Consider the following 19,095-nt stretch of genomic DNA (forward strand, 5'->3'; position numbering starts at 1 on the left):
CGGCAGCCGTCTTCGCCAACTGGGTTGGGCCGTGACGCTGGCCCTCTGCGTGACCCTGTTCGCGGCGCTCACTTTCAAGGTCAATTCGGTGCGCAGCCAAGTGCGCCTCGCCGAGCGGCAAATCCTCGCGCTTCAGCGGGAGAAGGTGCTGCTCGAGACTGAATTCGAAACGCGCGCCAGCCAACAGCAGCTTGCCCAGTGGAACGCGGTGGACTTCGGCTACCAGGCACCAGGCGCGGATCAATACCTCGAAGGTGAGCGCCAACTCGCTCGCCTCGGTGAACCACGCGGCGCCACGGCGCCGACACCGATCCGGGTTGCCCGCGCGCCCGGCGAGGCAGCGGATCGTGAGTTTCCCGCGATGGTATCGCCGCTCACCGGCAAGCCCGTGCGCCCGGTGGAAGCCGCCCAGAGCCTGGCGGACCGGCTATCGAATGGCGGTGATTTTCTCGCCGAGGCCGCAACCCAGTGAACGCGCTTACCTATAGCACCGCTGTTCATTCCGGCCGGGTCCAGCTGGTGACCTTACGTCAACGGTCGTTGACGGTCGCCCGCCTGCGGGTCTTGCTGGTGGCCGCGATCTTCGCTCTACTGGCAATCGCCGCGGTGCTTCGCATCGGCTACCTCGGCATTACCGGGCACTCTCGCGCGGCCACCTCGTTCGAAGAAGCGCTCCTGCCCCCTCGCGGCGAGATCACCGACCGCAACGGTGAGCCGCTCGCCCGCGCGTTCCCGGCCTTCGCGCTGTGGTATAACCCCGAGGCGCTCGGTGGCGGTCCGCTCGTCAGGTCGCCGAAGCAAGTCGCGGCTGAATTGGCGGCGATCTTCCCGGATATCGACGAGACCCAGATGGCCGACCGCCTGGCCAAGGGTAAGGCGGGATACCTCCGCCGCCGGGTCCTGCCGGAAGACGCCAACAAGGTGCAGGCGATCGGCGAGCTCGCGCTCGAACTGCCGCAGGAAACCGATCGCCACTATCCCCAAGGCTCCATGGGCGCGCATGTGCTGGGGTACGTTGGTGCCGACGGGCACGGGCGCATCGGCATGGAAGCCGTGCTCGACGACCACTTGCGTGATCCGGCCCGGCGGGGCCGGCCGGTGCCCCTCTCCATCGACGTGCGCGTGCAGGGTGCGCTCGAGGACGAGCTCACCCGCGGCATGCGCGCGACCAATGCGCTCGGTTCGGCGGGGATCGTCCTGGATGTCGACACCGGCGAAGTGATCGCGCTCGCCTCGCTCCCTTCCTTCGACCCGAACAAGATCGACGCGGCGGGGGTCGATCTCATGTTCAATCGGGTGACAAACCAGGTTTACGAGCTCGGTTCGACCTTCAAGCCCCTGGCGGTCGCAGCGGCCATCGACGCCGGCACGATCACCGATTTCGGACGCCGCTACTCCGCCCGCCCATTCCCGATCGGCAAGTTCACGATCAAGGACAGCCACCCCCTCGGCGACTCGCTCAACACTCCGGAGATGCTGATGCATTCCTCGAACGTGGTCACCGGGCACATCGTGCAGGACCTCGGTCCCGCTCGGCTGAAGAAGACCATGGTCGATCTGGGCATGAACGCGCGGCCTGAAATCGAACTTCCTGCTAAGGGCTTTCCCCTCTGGCAACCCGGCGAGTGGCCCCTGATCACTGCCGTGACGGTCGGCTACGGCCACGGCATCTCCGTCACCCCTCTGCACCTCGCGAGCGCTTACGCGGCCATGGTGAACGGCGGGATCTACCGGCCCGCCACCATGCACAAGCTCGCCCCGAGCCAAGTGCCGAAGGGGCGCCGCGTCTTCAAGGCCAGCACGTCGGCGCGGATGAACCAGTTGCTGCGGATGATCGCGGTGTACGGGACCGGCCGCAAGGCCAACGCGCCGGGCTTCCGGGTAGGCGGAAAGACAGGCTCGGCCGACAAGCCGAGCGGCGGTGGGTACAACCGTACGTCGGTCGTCGCGACCTTCGCCGCCGCGTTCCCGATGGACCGCCCACGCTACGTCATCATCGCCATGCTCGACGAGCCGAAAGGCACTGTCGCCTCAAGCTTCCAGCGGACGGCGGCGTGGAATGCGGCCCCGGTCGTCGGCCGGCTCGTCCCGCGGATCGGCCCTATCCTCGGCGTGGCGCCGGACTCGAGCCGAGATGTAGATCTTTCCGACCTCGCCCCGCTTGTGCCCAAGAAGGGCGGCGAATGAAGCTCGCCCGCATCGCCGCCGTTGCCGGTTTCGACGTCGGCAGCGCGCGCGAGGAGACCGTCACCGGCTTCGCCATCGACCATCGCAAGGTTGCGCCCGGTACGATCTTCGGCGCCTTCCAGGGCGCGACCGTGAATGGCGAGGACTTTATACCGGCGGCAATCGCGGCAGGCGCCGTCGCGGTGGTGGCCCGGCCGGAAGCGAAGGTCGAAGGGGCGCTCCACCTCGCCGACGCAACACCCCGCCGTGCCTTTGCCCGGCTTGCTTCGACATTCTTTACGCCGATGCCCGCGACCATCGTTGCCGTGACGGGCACAAACGGCAAGACTTCGACAGTCGAGATGACGCGCCAGCTATGGCGCATGGCCGGCATCAGCGCCGCATCGATCGGAACGCTCGGGGTGACCACCCCCGATGAGAGCGTATCGACCGGTCTGACCACGCCGGATATTGTCACGTTCCTGGCCAACATGACGGGTCTCGCGCGCGAAGGCGTCACTCATGTGGCCTACGAGGCTTCGAGCCACGGGCTCAGCCAATACCGCAATGAGGGACTTTCGGTTGCGGCGGGTGCCTTCACCAATCTCAGTCGCGATCACCTCGATTACCACGGGGACATGGAGGAATACTTCGCTGCCAAGATGCGGCTGTTCGATGAGGTTGTGGCGCCGAGTGGCGCTGCAGTAATCTGGCGCGACGGCGATGGATGGGCCGAGCGCGCTGATGAACACGCGAGAAAACGGGGTCTGCGCGTGTTCACCGTGGGCGGCGAGGGGGAAGCGATCCGCCTCGCCGCCCGCAAACCCGGAACGCTTGGCCAGGAACTCGAGGTCGAGCACGCGGGCGCAGTCCGGAAGATCCAATTGCCTTTGATCGGTGCATACCAGGCGTCAAATGCGCTGGTCGCGGCAGGGCTGGTTATTGCCACGGGAGGGGACCCTGCCGCCACCTTCGATGGGCTCGCCCGCCTGCAACCCGTGCGTGGTCGCTTGGAGCGCGCCGCGCTCAATCGTGCTGGCGCGCCGATTTACGTCGATTACGCGCACACGCCCGACGCGCTGGAGGCCGCCATTGCCGCGTTGCGGCCACACGTATCGTATAGCCCGCGCGGGCGGCTGATCGTCGTGTTCGGAGCCGGTGGCGACCGCGACCAAGGCAAGCGCGCCGAGATGGGCCGCGTCGCGGCGGAGCGCGCGGACGTGGTGTTCGTGACCGATGACAACCCGCGCGGCGAAGATCCGGAGGTCATTCGGCGGCAGGTGCTCGACGGCGCAACCGGCGCTCGCGAGATTGGCGACCGCCGCTCGGCGATCGCCGCAGCGGTCGCGCTGGCGCAGGCGGGCGACATCGTCCTCGTCGCCGGCAAGGGACATGAACAGGGCCAGATAATAGGCTCGGGAGAGAATATGCGGGTTTTGCCATTCGACGACGTGACCGTGGCGCGCGAGGCGGCGGCAGCATGAGTTCCCACCCGGCTCTTCGGGCCTGGCCCCGCGAGAAGCGTGATGCCCTGCGCCTTGCCCTTTGGACGGCGGAGGAGCTTGCCATTGCCACCGGCGGCACGGCAAGCGGCGCGTTCCAGTGCGCGGGGGTCGAGATCGACAGCCGCGAAGTGCGCTCGGGTGATCTGTTCGTCGCCCTGAAGGGCGAGGCAACCGACGGTCACCGTTTCCTCGACAAGGCCTTTGCCAATGGCGCCGTCGCAGCGCTCGTGAGCGAGCCGACGGACTGGCCGCATATCCTGGTCCCCGACACTTCCGAAGCGCTGGCGAAACTGGCCGCGGCGTCCCGGCATCGCGCCGATGCCGTCCGCGTCGGTGTCACCGGCTCGGTCGGCAAGACCGGGGTCAAGGAAGCGATCTTCGCTGCATTGGACCGAGCCAGCCGCGGGGCGGCGCACCGTTCGGTGCGAAGCTACAACAATCACGTCGGCGTGCCGCTGAGCCTCGCACGGATGCCCTCGCGCTGCCGGTTCGGCGTGTTCGAGATGGGCATGAACCACTCGGGAGAAATCTCGGCACTGGCCGAGCACGTTCGGCCTCACGTGGCCGTTATCACCACGATCGCGCCGGCGCACATCGAGAACCTCGGCAGCGAAGAGGCCATCGCCGATGCCAAGGCCGAAATCTTCACCGGCCTCGTCGAAGGCGGCACCGCCGTGATCCCGTCCGACAGCGTGCACTACGACCGCTTGCTCGTGCATGCCCGTCAGGCTGGCGCGCGAGTGATCACGTTCGGGCGCGCTGCCGGCTCCGACGCGAAGTTGCTGGATGCTATTCCGAGCGCTAACGGCGGGTCGCTGGTGACCGCCGATATCGACGGTACGCGGCTATGCTATTCGGTCGCCGAGCCCGGTGATCACTGGATCATGAACTCCCTTGCCGTCATGGCCGCTGTGAAGGCGGCAGGCGGCGACCTCGCGGCCGCCGGTCTCGCCCTTGCCGAAATGGGCGGCCTAAAGGGCCGCGGCGCGCGCCACCGGGTTGCGGTTCCGGGCGGGCATGCACTCCTGATCGACGAAAGCTACAACGCCAATCCGGCCAGCATGCGCGCAACGCTGCGCCAACTCGGACAGACGCCCGCCACCCGCCGTGTGGCGGTCCTGGGCAGCATGAAGGAGCTGGGCGACTTTGCACCGGGTTTCCACGCCCAGCTCGTCGAGCCGCTGGAGGAAGCGCACGTAGACTTTGCGGTGCTGGTAGGCGACGAGATGAGGGCTCTGGCGGGCGAACTGGGGAAAGGGGGCGCGCACTCGCTTGCCGCGCCCCTCGGCTTCGCGCATTGCGACGGGCCTGGCGAGGCGATCGCGGCCCTGGAAGCGTTCGGCCTCGCGGCGGGCGATGCGGTCCTGATCAAGGGTTCCAATTCGGTCGGGCTTGGAAGGGTGGTTGCGCGCTTCGTCGATCGCGCGGGTTAGAAGGCCTGGATGGCTGAATGCTCTATTTGCTAGCCGAGTGGATGGGTTTCGAGGGGCTGTTCAACCTCGTCCGCTACCAGACCTTCCGCGCGGGTGCCGTGTTGATGACGGCGCTTGTGATTGGCCTCATCATCGGGCCCCGTTTCATCGACCTCCTCCGGGTGCGCCAAGGCAAGGGCCAGCCCATCCGCGAAGACGGACCGCAAACCCATCTCGCCAAGCGCGGCACGCCGACCATGGGCGGCTTGATGATCCTTACCAGCTTGATGCTTGCCCTGCTGCTCTGGATGGACCTATCGAACCCGTTCGTCTGGGCCTGTGTCGCGGTGACGATCGGGTTTGGTATCATTGGCTTCCTGGACGATTACGACAAAGTGCGAAAGGCGAGCCACGCTGGCGTGTCGGGTCGTGTGCGGCTGCTACTCGAGTTCATCGTGGCGGGGGTGGCGAGCTATATAGTCGTCAGCCAGATTAGCACGTTCCTGTACGTGCCGTTCATGGTCGGCGTGGGGATTCCGCTGGGACCATTTTACTACGTCTTCGCCGCGATCGTTATCGTCGGCGCGGGCAATGCGGTGAACCTCACCGACGGGCTCGACGGCCTCGCGATCATGCCAGTGATCATCGCTTCCGGCGCGTTTGCGATCATCGCCTACCTCGCGGGCCGGGCCGACTATTCGGAATACCTCGGCATTCCCCATGTAGCGGGAGCCGGCGAGCTAGCGATCTTCTGCGCGGCAATAATGGGCGCCGGGCTTGCGTTCCTGTGGTTCAACGCGCCTCCGGCGGCGGTGTTCATGGGTGACACAGGCAGCCTGGCGCTTGGCGGCGCACTGGGGGCGATCGCGGTGGCAACGCATCATGAGGTCGTGCTGGCGGTTATCGGCGGGCTGTTCGTGTTCGAGGCGCTCTCGGTTATCATCCAGGTCTTCTGGTTCAAACGCACCGGAAAGCGGGTCTTTCGAATGGCCCCCGTGCACCACCATTTCGAGCAACTCGGCTGGAGCGAGAGCAAGGTCGTGATCCGCTTCTGGATCGTCGCTATTGTGCTCGCGCTCATCGGCTTGTCGACGTTGAAGCTGCGGTGATTACCTCGCCCGCCTTCGCCGGCAGGAAGTATGCGGTGCTCGGTCTTGCGCGGTCGGGGCTGGCAACGGTGGAGGCGCTGGTCGCGGCTGGCGCACAGGTGACGGCGTGGGACCGGCAGGACAACGCTCGAACCAAAGTCGATCCGGCTCACGTCCTCGTCGCCGATCCGCTGGAGATCGACCTCACGGGTTACGACGCGGTCGTCATTTCTCCCGGTGTACCGCTCAATACCCATCCAATCGCGGCGCGCGCGGCCCAGTTCGGGGTGCCGGTGATCGGCGACATCGAATTATTTGCGCAGGCCCGCGCCAGCCTGCCCCCGCACAAGGTCGTCGGCATCACCGGCACCAACGGAAAGAGCACCACCACCGCGCTTGTCCATCACATCCTCCACACTGCCGGTGTGCCAAGCACGATGGGCGGCAACATCGGCCTCCCAATCCTTGCGCAAGACCCGCTACCCGACGGCGGAGTTTATGTGCTCGAACTGTCGAGCTACCAGATCGACCTTACCCAGAGCCTCGACTGCGACGTGGCGGTGTTGCTGAATGTGACCCCAGACCACCTAGACCGCTATGCGGATTTCGACGCTTACGCCGCGAGCAAAGCGCGGCTTTTCGAGATGTCGTCCGGGGTCCATGTCACGGGGCCAACCGACGCTTCGCCTCCTGAACGGGCGCCGTCACTGCAGGGTCCGCACAACGCACAGAACGCGGCAGCCGCCGCGCAAGTATGCGCCGCGCTCGGAATTGGCGAGGACGTTATTACGCGCGGCTTCCACAGCTTCACCGGGCTGCCTCACCGCATGGAGCAAGTCGCCACTCATAAGGAGGTGATGTTCGTCAACGACAGCAAGGCGACCAACACTGACAGTTCCGCCCCCGCGCTCGCGGCGTATTCGCCCGAAAGCAACGGCCCGCGCATCCACTGGATCGTCGGCGGGCTGCCCAAGGAGGACGGGCTTGGCGCGTGCGAAGCACACCTCGGCAACGTGAAGACAGCCTATACCATCGGTGAGGCCGGGCCGCGGTTCGCCGAGCTGCTGGAAGGTCGGGTGCCGGTCGTCCGGGCTGAAATGCTATGCGAGGCCACTCGCCGCGCGCTGGCCGGGGCGGTGCCTGGCGATGTGGTGCTACTCAGCCCAGCGTGCGCCAGCTTCGACCAATTCAAGGACTATGAGCAGCGCGGCGAACGCTTCAAGCAATTTGTCGCAGCGCTGACCGAGAACCCGACCGCCGATCCCTGCCACGAAGAACCCAACGCGGAGTCCGCCGCATGAGCATCGAGCGGCCCTACATCCCGCGCAACGGCGTGTCCGCTCAAGCAGCAGCGCCGCGGTACCCAGGGTCCCGGCGAGCGGAACTCAAGATCTGGTGGCGCGAAGTCGACCGCGTTCTGCTCGGCCTGGTACTTTTGTTGATGGCACTCGGCACTGCGGCGGTCTTTGCCGCTTCGCCCGCGAGCGCACATCGGCTGTCGACCGCGAACGTCACGTTGCCCGAGCTCTACTTCTACTGGGCGCATTTGCGCTGGCAGGCGGTCGGTCTGATCGTCTTGATCGGCGCTTCCACCCTGACCCGCGAGAATGCGCGCCGGTTCGGCATCGTGTTGGCCGGTACGATGCTGGTCTTCTTGTTGCTGGTCCCTTTGGTCGGCGGCGAGGTCAATGGCGCGAAGCGCTGGATTAATCTCGGCATCGCCTCTTTCCAGCCGTCGGAATTCCTCAAGCCGGGGTTTGCGATCCTGCTGGCCTGGATCGTCAGCTGGCGCACGCGCGATCCCAATCTGCCTGTCGTCGCGGCAGTTAGCGGGATCATGGCTCTAGTCGCGGCGCTGATGATGCTGCAGCCCGACCTCGGCGGGACAATCCTTTTTGCCGGCGTGTGGTTCGTGATCGTCCTGCTCGCGGGCATCCCCCTCAAGCGCGTCGGCAGCATGGCCGGCTCCGGCGTGGTAGGCCTCACGGCGGCATACTTCCTTTACGACAACGCCCGGCACCGGATCGACGCGTTTCTCGGCGGCGGCACGGCGTTCGACCAGGTCGATCTCGCCAGCCGCACTCTGCTTGCCGGCGGATGGACCGGCAGCGGCGTGTGGCTCGGCGTGCGCAAGATGAACCTTCCAGAGGCGCACACTGACTACATCTTCAGCGTAATCGGCGAGGAATTCGGGTTGATCGTTTGCGCGCTGGTTGTGCTGCTCTACCTCGCGATCGTCGTGCGAGTGCTCACTCGACTGGTCGACGAGGAGGACTTGTTCACGCTGCTGGCCGCGGCCGGTTTGACCACGCAGATCGGCGGCCAGGCCTTCATCAACATTCTCGTGAATCTGCAGCTATTCCCCTCGAAGGGCATGACACTGCCCTTGGTCAGCTACGGTGGTTCCTCCACGATCGCCGTTTGTCTCGCCGTCGGGTTGCTAATCGCCCTCACGAGACGGAATCCCTTCCTTTATCGCCAGACGCCCGGCCTCAAAGAATTGATCGCGAAGGAGATCGGGACGTGACCGGTGCCACCCGCCACTATGTGCTCGCGGCCGGAGGAACCGGGGGACACTTGGTCCCCGCCTACGCCTTGGCGACCGAGCTCTCGCAGCGTGGGCACCACGTCGCGCTGCTCACCGACAAGCGGGGGGCCGAGCTTCCCGGCAAGCCGAGCTTCCTGCCGGTCCATGTCATTCCGGCGAGCACGTTCGGCAAGAACCCGCTTCGCTGGCCGGCGGCGATTTCCGCGATTCTTGAGGGCCGAAGGATGGCGCTTCGGCTGTTCGAGAGCTTCCAGCCCTCGGCGGTTGTGGGCTTCGGCGGCTACCCGGTGTTCCCCGCGCTCCTCGCCGCCATGGCCGCCGAGATCCCCAGCGTGGTGCACGAACAGAATGCCGTTCTCGGTCGCGTGAACCGCTTCTTCGCGCGCAATGTCGACGCTATCGCCACCGCCTATCCGGAAGTAGCCAAACTCTCCCCCCAGCATGCGGGCAAGGTTCACCTCGTGGGCAATCCCGTGCGGCCGGAAGTCGCCGCGCTGCGCGACCAGCCATTTCCCGCTTTCACCGCCGATGGACTGTTGCGGGTGCTGGTGACCGGGGGGAGCCAGGGCGCGCGGGTGCTGAGCGAAGTGGTGCCGGATGGGCTGGCAATGCTCCCACCCGCGCTGCGCCAGCGGTTGCAGGTCACGCAGCAGTGCCGCGCGGAGGACCTCGACGCGGTGCGCCAACGCTATCGCAACCATGACATTCCTGCCGAGCTCGGCACCTTCTTCGAGGACATGCACGTCCGCCTCGCCGATGCGCATCTGTTCATCGGCCGCGCGGGTGCGATGACCATCGCCGAGTTGACCGTGGTCGGCCGCCCCGCGATCCTCGTTCCGCTGCCGATCGCCACCGACGACCATCAGGCGGGCAATACGCGCGAGATCGTCAAGGCTGGCGGCGCGCGGATGATCCGGCAGGAGAAGTTCACTGCCAAGGAGCTTGCCAAACAGATTCAGGCGCTCGCCCAGCGGCCCGACACGCTGGCGACGGCTGCCCATGCTGCGTGGAACTGCGGGCGGCCCAAGGCAGCCCAGGACCTCGCCGATCTCGTCGAAAGTTTCGGCGGGGCCGAGTTGATGGACGTCATCCGCGTCGAGGGGGGCAGCGGACAAACCGCGGCCAACGGTCTCGCGACGGCACGGGACTTGGCGGGGTGAAGGGTGTTCCCACGGATATCGGCACCGTCCACTTCGTCGGCATCGGCGGGATCGGTATGTCTGGCATCGCCGAGGTGATGAAGAACCTCGGCTACAGCGTGCAGGGCTCGGATCTCAGCGAAGGGCCGAGCGTCGAACGGCTACGCAAACGCGGCATTCCGGTGCACATCGGTCACGCGGCGGAGAACGTCGCGGGGGCGGGCGTGGTGGTCATTTCGACCGCGGTCAAGCGCTCGAACCCCGAGGTCGCCGCGGCGCTCGAAGCGCGCATCCCGGTGGTCCGCCGCGCAGAGATGCTCGCCGAGCTGATGCGGCTAAAGAACACGGTGGCGGTCGCCGGCACCCACGGCAAGACCACCACGACCAGCATGATCGCTGCATTGCTCGATGCCGGCGGGATCGATCCCACGGTGATCAACGGCGGGGTGATTGAACAGTACGGCTCCAACGCGCGGCTCGGCGCCAGCGACTGGATGGTGGTCGAAGCCGACGAAAGCGATGGCAGCTTCCTGCGGCTCGACGGGACGATCGCAGTCGTCACCAATATCGATCCCGAGCACCTCGATCACTACGGCGACTTCGATTCGGTTCGCCGCGCGTTCGTCGAGTTCATTCACAACGTGCCGTTCTACGGCGCGGCGGTGCTGTGCATCGACCATCCCGAAGTGCAGGCGGCGATGGCCAAGGTGCGAGACCGCAAGGTGGTGAGCTACGGCTTCAATCCGCAGGCGGATGTGGGCGCTGAAAACGTGCGGCCCGAGGCAGGCGGAAACCTGTTCGACGTAGTGATCCGCCGCCGTGGCGAGGAAAACCGCCGAATCGCGGACGTGTGCTTGCCGATGCCGGGCCGCCATAACGTGCAGAACGCGCTTGCCGCTATCGCGGTGGCGATCGAAATGGAATGCCCCGATGACATCATTCGCACGGGCTTCTCGAAGTTCGGCGGGGTCCGCCGGCGGTTCACCAAAGTGGGCGAGGCGCACGGCGCGACCATCATCGACGACTATGCCCACCACCCGGTGGAGATCCGCGCGGTGCTCGCCGCGGCGCGCGAGAGCGCGGGGGCGAGCGGGGGGCGGGTGATCGCAGTCGTCCAGCCGCACCGCTTCACCCGGCTGCGCGACCTGATGGACGACTTCCAGAACGCCTTCAACGATGCGGACCGGGTATATGTGACCCCGGTCTATACTGCGGGCGAGGAGCCCATCGCCGGCATCGACGCGAACGCGCTGGTCGCGGGACTCAAGTCGCGGGGACACCGCTCCGCCGCCACTGTGGTGGACAAAGACGACCTCGCGCACCGGCTTTCGGCGGACCTCGCCCCAGGCGACTATGTCGTGTGCCTCGGTGCGGGGGACATCACTCGATGGGCAGCCGGACTTGCCGACGCCATCACTGTGGAGAAAGCGGCGTGAGCCGGCAGATCGGCGACGTGCGCGGCTGGCGACACGGCTCGGCGCCGTGGTCGGCGGTCGAAGAGCGCAAGAGCGCTCGCCTCGGCCCTGAAAACATTCGCGGACGACTGACCGAGAACGCGCCCTTGGCGCCGCTCGTGTGGTTCAAAAGCGGCGGCAGCGCGGACTGGCTGTTCGAGCCTGCCGACCTCGAAGATCTGAAGGATTTCCTGCAGCGGCTTGGCGGCCGCACCCCCGTGATGGCGCTTGGGCTGGGTTCCAACATGATCGTGCGCGATGGCGGTGTGCCGGGCGTAGTGGTCAGGCTCGGCAAGGCGTTCGCGACGGTCGAGGCGCGGCGCGACAAGGTGCTCGAATGCGGCGGGGGTGCGAGCGGAATCCTTGTCTCTTCCAAAGCGCGCGATGCGGGGGTCGCCGGGGTCGAATTCCTGCGCGGTATCCCCGGCACCGTCGGTGGGTTCGTGCGGATGAACGGCGGCGCGTATGGCCGCGAAGTGTCCGACGTGCTGGTCGATTGCGACGTTGTGCTGCCGACCGGCGACTTCGTCACGCTGCCCGCTCGCGATCTCGAATATTCCTACCGCCACTCGAACCTGCCCGAAGGCGCGATCGTCGTCGCCGCGCGCTTCCAGGGGCGCGAGGGCATCCCTGCCGAAATCGGCGAGGAAATGGACAAGATCGCCGCGGCGCGCGAGGCGAGCCAGCCGTTGCGCACCAAGACCGGCGGCTCGACCTTCAAGAACCCCACCGGCCACAAGGCATGGCAACTCGTCGACGAGGCCGGGTGCCGCGGGCTCATGCTGGGCCAGGCGCAGGTCAGCGAAAAACACACCAATTTCCTCATCAACACCGGCGAAGCGACGAGCGCCGACATCGAGGGCCTCGGAGAACTGGTGCGCGAGAAAGTTTATTCGAACAGCGGCGTAAGCCTCGAGTGGGAAATCCAGCGGGTAGGGCGTCCGTGAATAAGAAGCATCACGTTGCCGTCCTGATGGGCGGCTGGGCCAACGAGCGGCCGGTGTCGCTGATGAGCGGCGAAGGTGTCGCCAAGGCGCTCGAAGCGCGCGGGCATCGCGTCACCCGGATCGACATGGACCGCCAGGTAGCGGCGCGCATCGCGGAGGCTGCGCCGAACGTCGTCTTCAACGCTCTTCACGGCGTGCCGGGCGAGGACGGGACGGTCCAAGGCATGCTCGACCTGATGGGGGTGCCGTATACGCACTCGGGCCTGGCGACCTCGGTGATCGCCATCGACAAGGAACTGACCAAGCACGCGCTGGTGCCGCACGGGGTGCCGATGCCGGGCGGGCGGATCGTCCAGAGCGAGACGATTTACGAGAAGGACCCGCTGGCGCGGCCATATGTGCTCAAGCCCGTCAACGAGGGCAGCTCGGTCGGCGTGGCTATCGTGACCGACGAAAGTAACTACGGGAATCCGATCCGGCGGGACGTGAAGGGCCCGTGGCAGGAGTTCGATCGGCTGCTCGCCGAGCCCTACATCCGCGGGCGCGAGATGACGGTCGCAGTGCTCGACGGGCCCGACGGGCCGCGCGCGCTGGCGGTGACCGAGCTCAAACCGAAGAGCGGGTTCTACGATTTCGATGCCAAGTACACCGAAGGGTTGACCGACCACATCTGTCCGGCCCAAATCCCTGAAAGGATTACCGAACTGTGCCTCGCCTACGCGGTACAAGCGCACACGCTGCTGGGTTGCCGGGGCTGCAGCCGCACCGATTTCAGGTGGGACGACGAGCAGGGCGAGGAGGGTTTGTTCGTGCTCGAGACCAACACGCAGCCGGGGATGACTGCGCTCAGCCTGGTGCCCGAGCAGGCTAAGTACTGCGGCATCAGCTACGAGGATCTGGTCGAAACCCTTGTCGATGAAGCGCTTGATCGAGGGGCGAACAGGGCTGAACATGGCTGAAACGATCAACCGCAATGGCAAAGGTGTCCGCCGTTCCACGGCCGCTCGCAGCCGCGCCGATACCGCGCGCAAGGCCAAGGCGCGTACTTCGGGTGCCGTAGGCCGTGCGCTTGCCCTGCTGCCATTCACCGAAGAGCAGTTGCACAAGGTGTTCCTCGCGATCATCCTCGGCGGCGCCGTGGCGCTGGCGTGGTTCGTCGCCAGCCTCGCCGGGGTGCCCGCGCTGGCGCAAGCGCAAGTGGCAGCGGTCGCCGCCGACGCCGGGTTCGAGGTGCGCCGGGTGCAGGTCACCGGGATCGAGCGGATGAACGAGCTGAAAGTTTACGAGCGCGTGCTCGCCGAGCGCGACCGGCCGATGCCGCTGGTCGATCTCCACGCGATCCGCGCCGATCTGCTGGCGCTGTCCTGGGTCGAGGACGCGCGGGTCAGCCGCCAACTGCCCGAGACATTGGTGGTCGACGTAATCGAGCGCACGCCGCGCGCGGCGCTCAGGAAGCCCGGCCGGCTGGTGCTGATCGACGGGACCGGGCACGAACTTGAGCCCGTCACCGAAACCAATGCCAAAGGCATGCTCAAGGTTGCCGGGCCCGGCGCGGCGAGGCAGATCGCGGGGCTCGACGAGTTGCTCGACGCGGCGCCCGCGCTGAAACCGCAAGTGGCCGAGGCCGAGTGGGTCGGCAACCGGCGCTGGAACCTGACCTTCAAGACCGGGCAGGTGCTCGCGCTACCCCACGGCGACGATGCCTCGGCCGGCGCGCTGGTGTCGTTCGCGCGGCTCGACGGGGTGAACCGCCTGCTCGGCGGCAAGGTCGTCGCATTCGACATGCGCGCGCCCGACCGGATATACATGCGAATTCCAGGCCGCGCGCAACAGGCGCTGGAGACCGCCAAGGCCGCTGCAGCCGAAGGGACCGAGTAATGGGCCTCCCCCGCATCGCCAAGGTTTTCGGCGCCGTCAACGTCGGCAGTTTTCGCATCTCGGCGATGATCATGGGCCTGTCGGAAACGGGCGAGATGATCGTGCTCGGCAGCGGCAATCGTGCCAGCCAGGGCATCAAGCGCGGCTACGTTACCGACATGGCCGCGGCGACCTATGCCATTCGTGACGCGGTCGAACGGGCCGAGAAGAACGCCGGCACCAGCATCTCCAGCGTTTGGGTGGGCTGTTCGGGCGCGGGTCTGGCGAGCCGCGTCGCCAAGGTCGAGATCGACATCGGCGGCCGGCGGATCGAGGAAGACGACATCGAGCACCTGCTGGTGGCCGCGCGCGACAGCATCCAGCCCGATGGGCGGATGGTGCTCCATGCCCAGCCGGCACACTACACGCTCGACGGGGCGCACGGCATCGCCAACCCGCGCGGGCTCCACGCCGAGCGGCTCGGCGTCGACATCCACGTCATGCTCGCTGACGGCGCCCCGGTCAGGAACCTGATCGAGGCGGTGCAGAACGCCCACCTCGACGTCGAGGCGGTGGTCGCCGCGCCAATCGCCGCGGGCCACGCCTGCCTCACGCCCGAAGAGCGCGAACTGGGCACCGCGCTGGTCGAGATCGGCGGCGAGGTGACGAACGTGGCGCTTTATGCGGGCGGCATGCTGCTCGGGCTCACCGCCATCCCCTTCGGCTCGTCTGACGTGACCGATGCGGTCGCCAGCGCGTTCGGCATTCGCCGCTTCCAGGCGCAGCGCCTGAAGAGCCGTTACGGCTCGGCGATCGCCAGCCCCAGCGACTACAAGGACATGGTCCCGGTCAACGGCCCGGGCGACGAGGGCGGCCAGCCCGCGCGCGGCGCCGACGAGCAGAACCGCATTCCGCGAGCCGAGCTCGTGTCGGTGATCACCGAACAGCTTTCCAAGCTCACCGACGAGGTCGGTCGAGCGCTCAAGGGCATGGGCTTTTCGGGCGCGAAGGGCGGGCAGGTGGTCGTGACCGGCGGCGGGGCCGAGCTCGCCGGCATCGCGGAGTTCTTGCAAAGCGCACTCGGGCGCCCGGTCCGCGTGGGCAAGCCGCCCGCGCTGCGCGGCCTCGGCGAGGCCAACGCCACGCCCGGCTTCGTCACCCTCGCGGGCCTGTGCCTTTACGCCGCGGACGATCCGGTCGACATCCGGGCGGTTGCCGCCAGGCACACCGCGACCACGCGCTACACCGGCCTCGGTCTGGTAAACCGCGTGGTGCAGGCGATGAAAGAGTACTTTTAGTGGTTAACTCTCGCTGTGGATAAGGAAATTGGTCCTATCCCGAGACGAATCGGTTCGTGTAAGACTGTCAGCAAGCAATTTCTTCCCCGGAGGGGCATCCAATGAGCATCAACATCGGTCCGCCAGCCACCGACGAACTTCGCCCGAAGATCATGGTGATCGGTGTCGGCGGCGCCGGCGGCAACGCGATTGCCAACATGATCAATGCGCAGATCGAAGGCGTCGACTTCATCGTCGCCAACACTGACGCGCAGGCGCTGAGCAACGCCTCGGCCGAAAAGCGTATCCAGCTGGGCCCGGACATCACCGGCGGTCTCGGCGCCGGCGCACGGCCCGAAGTGGGCAAGGCCGCCGCCGAAGAGACCGTGGGCGAGCTGGAAGACGCGCTTGACGGGGTGAACATGTGCTTCATCGCGGCGGGCATGGGCGGCGGTACCGGAACCGGGGCGGCTCCGGTGATCGCCGAGGCCGCGCGCCGCAAGGGCGTGCTGACCGTCGGCGTGGTCACCAAACCCTTCCTGTTCGAAGGCACCCGCCGCATGCGTGCGGCCGAAGCGGGCATCGAAGAGCTGCAGAAGCACGTCGATACGCTGATCGTCATCCCCAACCAGAACCTGTTCCTGGTCGCCAAGGCGGAAACGACGTTCAAGGAAGCGTTCATGCTGGCGGATGAAGTCCTCCAGCAGGGCGTCCGCTCGATTACCGACCTGATGGTCATGCCCGGCCTCATCAACCTCGACTTCGCCGACGTTCGCTCGGTGATGCAGGAGATGGGCAAGGCGATGATGGGCACCGGCGAGGGCGAGGGCGAGAACCGCGCGCTCGAAGCCGCCGAGCGGGCCATCGCCAACCCGCTGCTCGACGGGGTCAGCATGGCCGGCGCCAAGGGGGTGATCATCTCGATCATCGGCGGCGAGGACATGAAGCTGCTCGAAGTCGACGAAGCCGCGAACCACATCCGCGAACTGGTCGACGAAGACGCCAACATCATCTGGGGCTCGGCCTTCAATCCCGACCTCCAGGGCAAGATCCGCGTCTCGGTGGTCGCCACCGGCATCGACGGCACCGGGGAGCCGATGGCCGCGCAGCCGCGCTCGTTCTCGCTCGGCGCCGGCCGCGGGCCCAAGCGCCCCGTGCTCGAGCTTCCCGCGGCCGACGAGGTCGAGGACAGCTATTCGCCGGCTCCGCTGGTGGCACCCGAACCCGAACCCGAACCCGAGCCGATCGCAGCTTCCGCCTTCGACGAGGAGGATGAAATCGAGGCCTACGGCGAACCCGCGGAAACTCCGGTGCGCGCACCGCTCGATCTCGGCGGGCTTTCGTCTAACTTCGGCGACAAGGACGAGGAAGAGTCCAGCGAGGATTACGACGACGACGTCGACGAGATCGTCGATCCGCTTGCCGGCCTGCGGCGTGAAGAGCCGGCCGACCCGGGCATCGGCGACAGAGCTGCCCCGGGCGACGACGAATGGGGCGCGGGCGCCAGCGGGCAGGACGAAGACGCTCCGCTCGATCTCACCGGCGGCACGACGCCCGCCGGTGGCCAGGACGAACTGCTTCTCGATGCCGACCGGCTCGCCGAGCAGGACGAACCGGTGCGGGCCCAGCTCGGCGGCGGCCGTCGCCGCGGGCTCGTCAGCGGCGAGGGCAGTGCCGCCACTCCGAGTGCCGGGAGCACGCTGTTCGAGCGCATGGCAAACCTGTCGCGCGGCGGCACCAAGTCCTCCGACGACGAGGACGATGAGGATGACGATGGCGGTTCCGCTTCGCTCAGCATTCCCCGTTTCCTCGGCCGGCAGAATAACCAGTAAACCGCCGCTGAACCCGTTTCGCGGCGGTTCAGCCGCGGGCGGGTAAGGGGCGAGCAATGGTTCACAGCCTGTCATCCCGCCGGAGCCGCGCCGCGGCCGAGCTTCTGGCCACCCTGCCGGTCGCGCTAGTCGCGAGCCCGCTCGCGGCGCAGAGCTACGCCGTCGTGCAGCCGGTGCCGCCGCCGGCGAGCGCGGAACTCAGCGCGGCGCTCCAGCGGCTGGCCCGCAACCCGAGCGATTTCGACGCGCTGGTCCAGGCGGGGCGTGCTTCGCTCGCCCTCAACGACGTCGATGCCTCGATGGGCTTCTTCCGCCGCGCCGAGACCCTTCGCGTTGGCGATCCGCGGGTGAAGTCCGGTCTCGCGTCGGCCAACCTCAAGTCGGGCCGGCCGATCGAGGCGCTGCAACTGTTCGAGCAAGCCGAAGCGGCGGGCATCCAGCCGGCCAACATCGCGGCGGACCGCGGGCTCGCGTTCGACCTCGTGGGCGACAACAACTCGGCCCAGATCCAGTACCGCCTGGCGCTGTCGCAAACGCGCGACGAGGAGGTGATCCGGCGGTTGGGCATCAGCCAGGCCATCGAGGGCGATACCAAGGGGTTCGAGGCGACCCTCTTGCCGCTGCTGCAGCGGCGCGATCTTGCCGCCTATCGCGCACGGGCCTTCGGCCTGGCGATCCTGGGGCAGGAGAAGGAAGCGGTCGCCATCGTCGAAGCGGTGATGCCGCGCGACATGGCCGGCCGCATGACGCCCTACCTTTCGTACATGCCCAAGCTCACCCGCGCGCAGCAGGCGGCGGCCGCGAACCTCGGCAACTTTCCCCGCGCCGCGCAGATCGGCCGCGACGATCCGCGCTTCGCACAATATGCGGGCCCGGCGAGCGCTGCTCCGCGGACTACGGCCTCGACCGACAGCCGCCTGGCGCCTGCCGGTGAGCCGCTCGGCCCTCGCAAGAGGGTCGGTTCGCGCCCGGAACGCGGCCAGTCGCTGGCGGACCGGACCCAGTCGCGCCGCACGACGCCGACGCCTGCGCCCGCCGTAGCCAAGACTCCGGTGACGCTGGCGCGCGCCGAGCCCGCGGTCCAGCAGCCCGCGCGTGTCGTTGCCGCACCTCCGCCGCCTCCGCCGCCTCCGCCGCCTCCTCCACCGCCACCACCGCCGCCACCGCCGCCTCCTCCACCGCCACCACCGCCGCCTCCGCCTCCGGCCGCGCCGGTGATCGAGTTGCCGTCGGCGCAAGTGAGCCAGCCGGAAGTGGTCGCGACTTTGCCGTTGGAAAACCCAGTTACGGGTTCGGCGCTCGACCTCGCGCCCGCGATCCAGCAGCCCGGAACCCCGCCGGTTACCATCGTGCCGGTCCCGGTGCCCACCGCAGCCAGCGCGCCGATCGTGCCCGAGCCCGCCAACCTGGCGGACGCGTTCGCCGATTTCGCCAGTGCGATTGCTGTGCAGCCCGCCGCCGGCGCGGTCGATATCACGGCGATCAAGCCCAAGCGCGAGGTGGCCAAACCGCCGCCGCCCCCGCCGCCTCCGCCGCCTCCCCCCAAGCCCAAGGCGCCGAGCCGCGTCTGGGTCCAGGTCGCGACCGGCAAAGATGTCGGCGCGCTGGCATTCGACTGGCGAAAGTTCGGCAAGAAGGCGCCCGAACTGCTGGGTAAGCGAAGCGCCTACACCGCCAAGTGGGGCGAATCCCGCCGCCTGCTCACCGGCCCGATCGATTCGGCCAAAACGGCGCACAAGCTGGTGGCAGATCTCAAGAAGGCCGGCATCGACGCGTTCGCCTTCACCAGCGCCGAGGGCGAGGACGTGGCCCCGCTGAAATAGGCGCGGCGCGTATCCAGCGCTTTTGCACAGGCTTTGAACAGGGTTAT

General features: G+C 67.3%; 15 protein-coding genes. All 15 read left to right on the forward strand.

Annotated features, from left to right (window positions below; translation table 11 throughout):
- Window positions 1–31 precede the first annotated feature (31 nt).
- The 15 genes from ACWPM1_RS04985 (at window position 32) to ACWPM1_RS05055 (ending at window position 19,048) form a co-directional block, all read left to right on the forward strand.
- Window positions 32–472, forward strand: coding sequence for a hypothetical protein (locus ACWPM1_RS04985; RefSeq protein ID WP_455693735.1), 441 nt, complete (start codon window positions 32–34; stop codon window positions 470–472).
- Window positions 469–2,187: a peptidoglycan D,D-transpeptidase FtsI family protein gene (locus ACWPM1_RS04990; protein WP_455693736.1), complete on the forward strand. Its 1,719-nt coding sequence runs from the start codon at window positions 469–471 to the stop codon at window positions 2,185–2,187. Before ACWPM1_RS04985 ends, ACWPM1_RS04990 begins: the two co-directional genes overlap by 4 nt.
- Entirely contained in the window at window positions 2,184–3,650 is a 1,467-nt protein-coding gene (locus ACWPM1_RS04995) for a UDP-N-acetylmuramoyl-L-alanyl-D-glutamate--2,6-diaminopimelate ligase (protein WP_455693737.1), read from the forward strand. The genes ACWPM1_RS04990 and ACWPM1_RS04995 overlap by 4 nt, the downstream gene beginning before the upstream one ends.
- Complete coding sequence (locus ACWPM1_RS05000; RefSeq protein WP_455693738.1) at window positions 3,647–5,104, forward strand: UDP-N-acetylmuramoyl-tripeptide--D-alanyl-D-alanine ligase; 1,458 nt, start codon at window positions 3,647–3,649, stop codon at window positions 5,102–5,104. The genes ACWPM1_RS04995 and ACWPM1_RS05000 overlap by 4 nt, the downstream gene beginning before the upstream one ends.
- Window positions 5,105–5,121: 17 nt before the next feature.
- A complete protein-coding gene (gene mraY, locus ACWPM1_RS05005) occupies window positions 5,122–6,192 on the forward strand; it encodes a phospho-N-acetylmuramoyl-pentapeptide-transferase (RefSeq protein ID WP_455693739.1) in 1,071 nt (356 codons plus the stop codon).
- Complete coding sequence (locus ACWPM1_RS05010) at window positions 6,189–7,472, forward strand: Mur ligase family protein (RefSeq protein ID WP_455693740.1); 1,284 nt, start codon at window positions 6,189–6,191, stop codon at window positions 7,470–7,472. The genes mraY and ACWPM1_RS05010 overlap by 4 nt, the downstream gene beginning before the upstream one ends.
- On the forward strand, window positions 7,469–8,698 hold the full coding sequence (locus tag ACWPM1_RS05015) for an FtsW/RodA/SpoVE family cell cycle protein (protein WP_455693741.1): 1,230 nt from the start codon (window positions 7,469–7,471) through the stop codon (window positions 8,696–8,698). Before ACWPM1_RS05010 ends, ACWPM1_RS05015 begins: the two co-directional genes overlap by 4 nt.
- A complete protein-coding gene (gene murG / locus ACWPM1_RS05020) occupies window positions 8,695–9,879 on the forward strand; it encodes an undecaprenyldiphospho-muramoylpentapeptide beta-N-acetylglucosaminyltransferase (RefSeq protein WP_455693742.1) in 1,185 nt (394 codons plus the stop codon). The genes ACWPM1_RS05015 and murG overlap by 4 nt, the downstream gene beginning before the upstream one ends.
- The gene (gene murC, locus ACWPM1_RS05025; protein WP_455693743.1) at window positions 9,876–11,294 is read left to right on the forward strand and encodes a UDP-N-acetylmuramate--L-alanine ligase; all 1,419 of its coding nucleotides are present in this window, start codon (window positions 9,876–9,878) and stop codon (window positions 11,292–11,294) included. Before murG ends, murC begins: the two co-directional genes overlap by 4 nt.
- Window positions 11,291–12,259, forward strand: coding sequence for a UDP-N-acetylmuramate dehydrogenase (gene murB / locus ACWPM1_RS05030; RefSeq protein ID WP_455693744.1), 969 nt, complete (start codon window positions 11,291–11,293; stop codon window positions 12,257–12,259). The genes murC and murB overlap by 4 nt, the downstream gene beginning before the upstream one ends.
- Window positions 12,256–13,218, forward strand: a complete 963-nt coding sequence (locus ACWPM1_RS05035) for a D-alanine--D-alanine ligase (RefSeq protein ID WP_455693745.1) — start codon at window positions 12,256–12,258, stop codon at window positions 13,216–13,218. Before murB ends, ACWPM1_RS05035 begins: the two co-directional genes overlap by 4 nt.
- Window positions 13,211–14,137, forward strand: a complete 927-nt coding sequence (locus ACWPM1_RS05040) for a cell division protein FtsQ/DivIB (protein WP_455693746.1) — start codon at window positions 13,211–13,213, stop codon at window positions 14,135–14,137. The genes ACWPM1_RS05035 and ACWPM1_RS05040 overlap by 8 nt, the downstream gene beginning before the upstream one ends.
- Window positions 14,137–15,414, forward strand: a complete 1,278-nt coding sequence (gene ftsA / locus ACWPM1_RS05045) for a cell division protein FtsA (RefSeq protein ID WP_455693747.1) — start codon at window positions 14,137–14,139, stop codon at window positions 15,412–15,414. Before ACWPM1_RS05040 ends, ftsA begins: the two co-directional genes overlap by 1 nt.
- Window positions 15,415–15,515: 101 nt before the next feature.
- Window positions 15,516–17,225, forward strand: a complete 1,710-nt coding sequence (gene ftsZ, locus ACWPM1_RS05050; protein WP_455693748.1) for a cell division protein FtsZ — start codon at window positions 15,516–15,518, stop codon at window positions 17,223–17,225.
- 56 nt (window positions 17,226–17,281) lie between these two features.
- The gene (locus ACWPM1_RS05055; RefSeq protein WP_455693749.1) at window positions 17,282–19,048 is read left to right on the forward strand and encodes a tetratricopeptide repeat protein; all 1,767 of its coding nucleotides are present in this window, start codon (window positions 17,282–17,284) and stop codon (window positions 19,046–19,048) included.
- Window positions 19,049–19,095 lie beyond the last annotated feature (47 nt).

The sequence above is a fragment of the Tsuneonella sp. HG249 genome (assembly GCF_053819205.1).

Coding starts and splice junctions, on each gene's coding strand:
- ACWPM1_RS04995 (WP_455693737.1), top strand. CDS start 2,184: ATGAAGCTCGCCCGCATCGCCGCCGTTGCCGGTTTCGACGTCGGCAGC.
- ACWPM1_RS05000 (WP_455693738.1), top strand. CDS start 3,647: ATGAGTTCCCACCCGGCTCTTCGGGCCTGGCCCCGCGAGAAGCGTGAT.
- mraY (WP_455693739.1), top strand. CDS start 5,122: ATGCTCTATTTGCTAGCCGAGTGGATGGGTTTCGAGGGGCTGTTCAAC.
- ACWPM1_RS05015 (WP_455693741.1), top strand. CDS start 7,469: ATGAGCATCGAGCGGCCCTACATCCCGCGCAACGGCGTGTCCGCTCAA.
- ACWPM1_RS05040 (WP_455693746.1), top strand. CDS start 13,211: ATGGCTGAAACGATCAACCGCAATGGCAAAGGTGTCCGCCGTTCCACG.
- ftsA (WP_455693747.1), top strand. CDS start 14,137: ATGGGCCTCCCCCGCATCGCCAAGGTTTTCGGCGCCGTCAACGTCGGC.
- ftsZ (WP_455693748.1), top strand. CDS start 15,516: ATGAGCATCAACATCGGTCCGCCAGCCACCGACGAACTTCGCCCGAAG.
- ACWPM1_RS05055 (WP_455693749.1), top strand. CDS start 17,282: ATGGTTCACAGCCTGTCATCCCGCCGGAGCCGCGCCGCGGCCGAGCTT.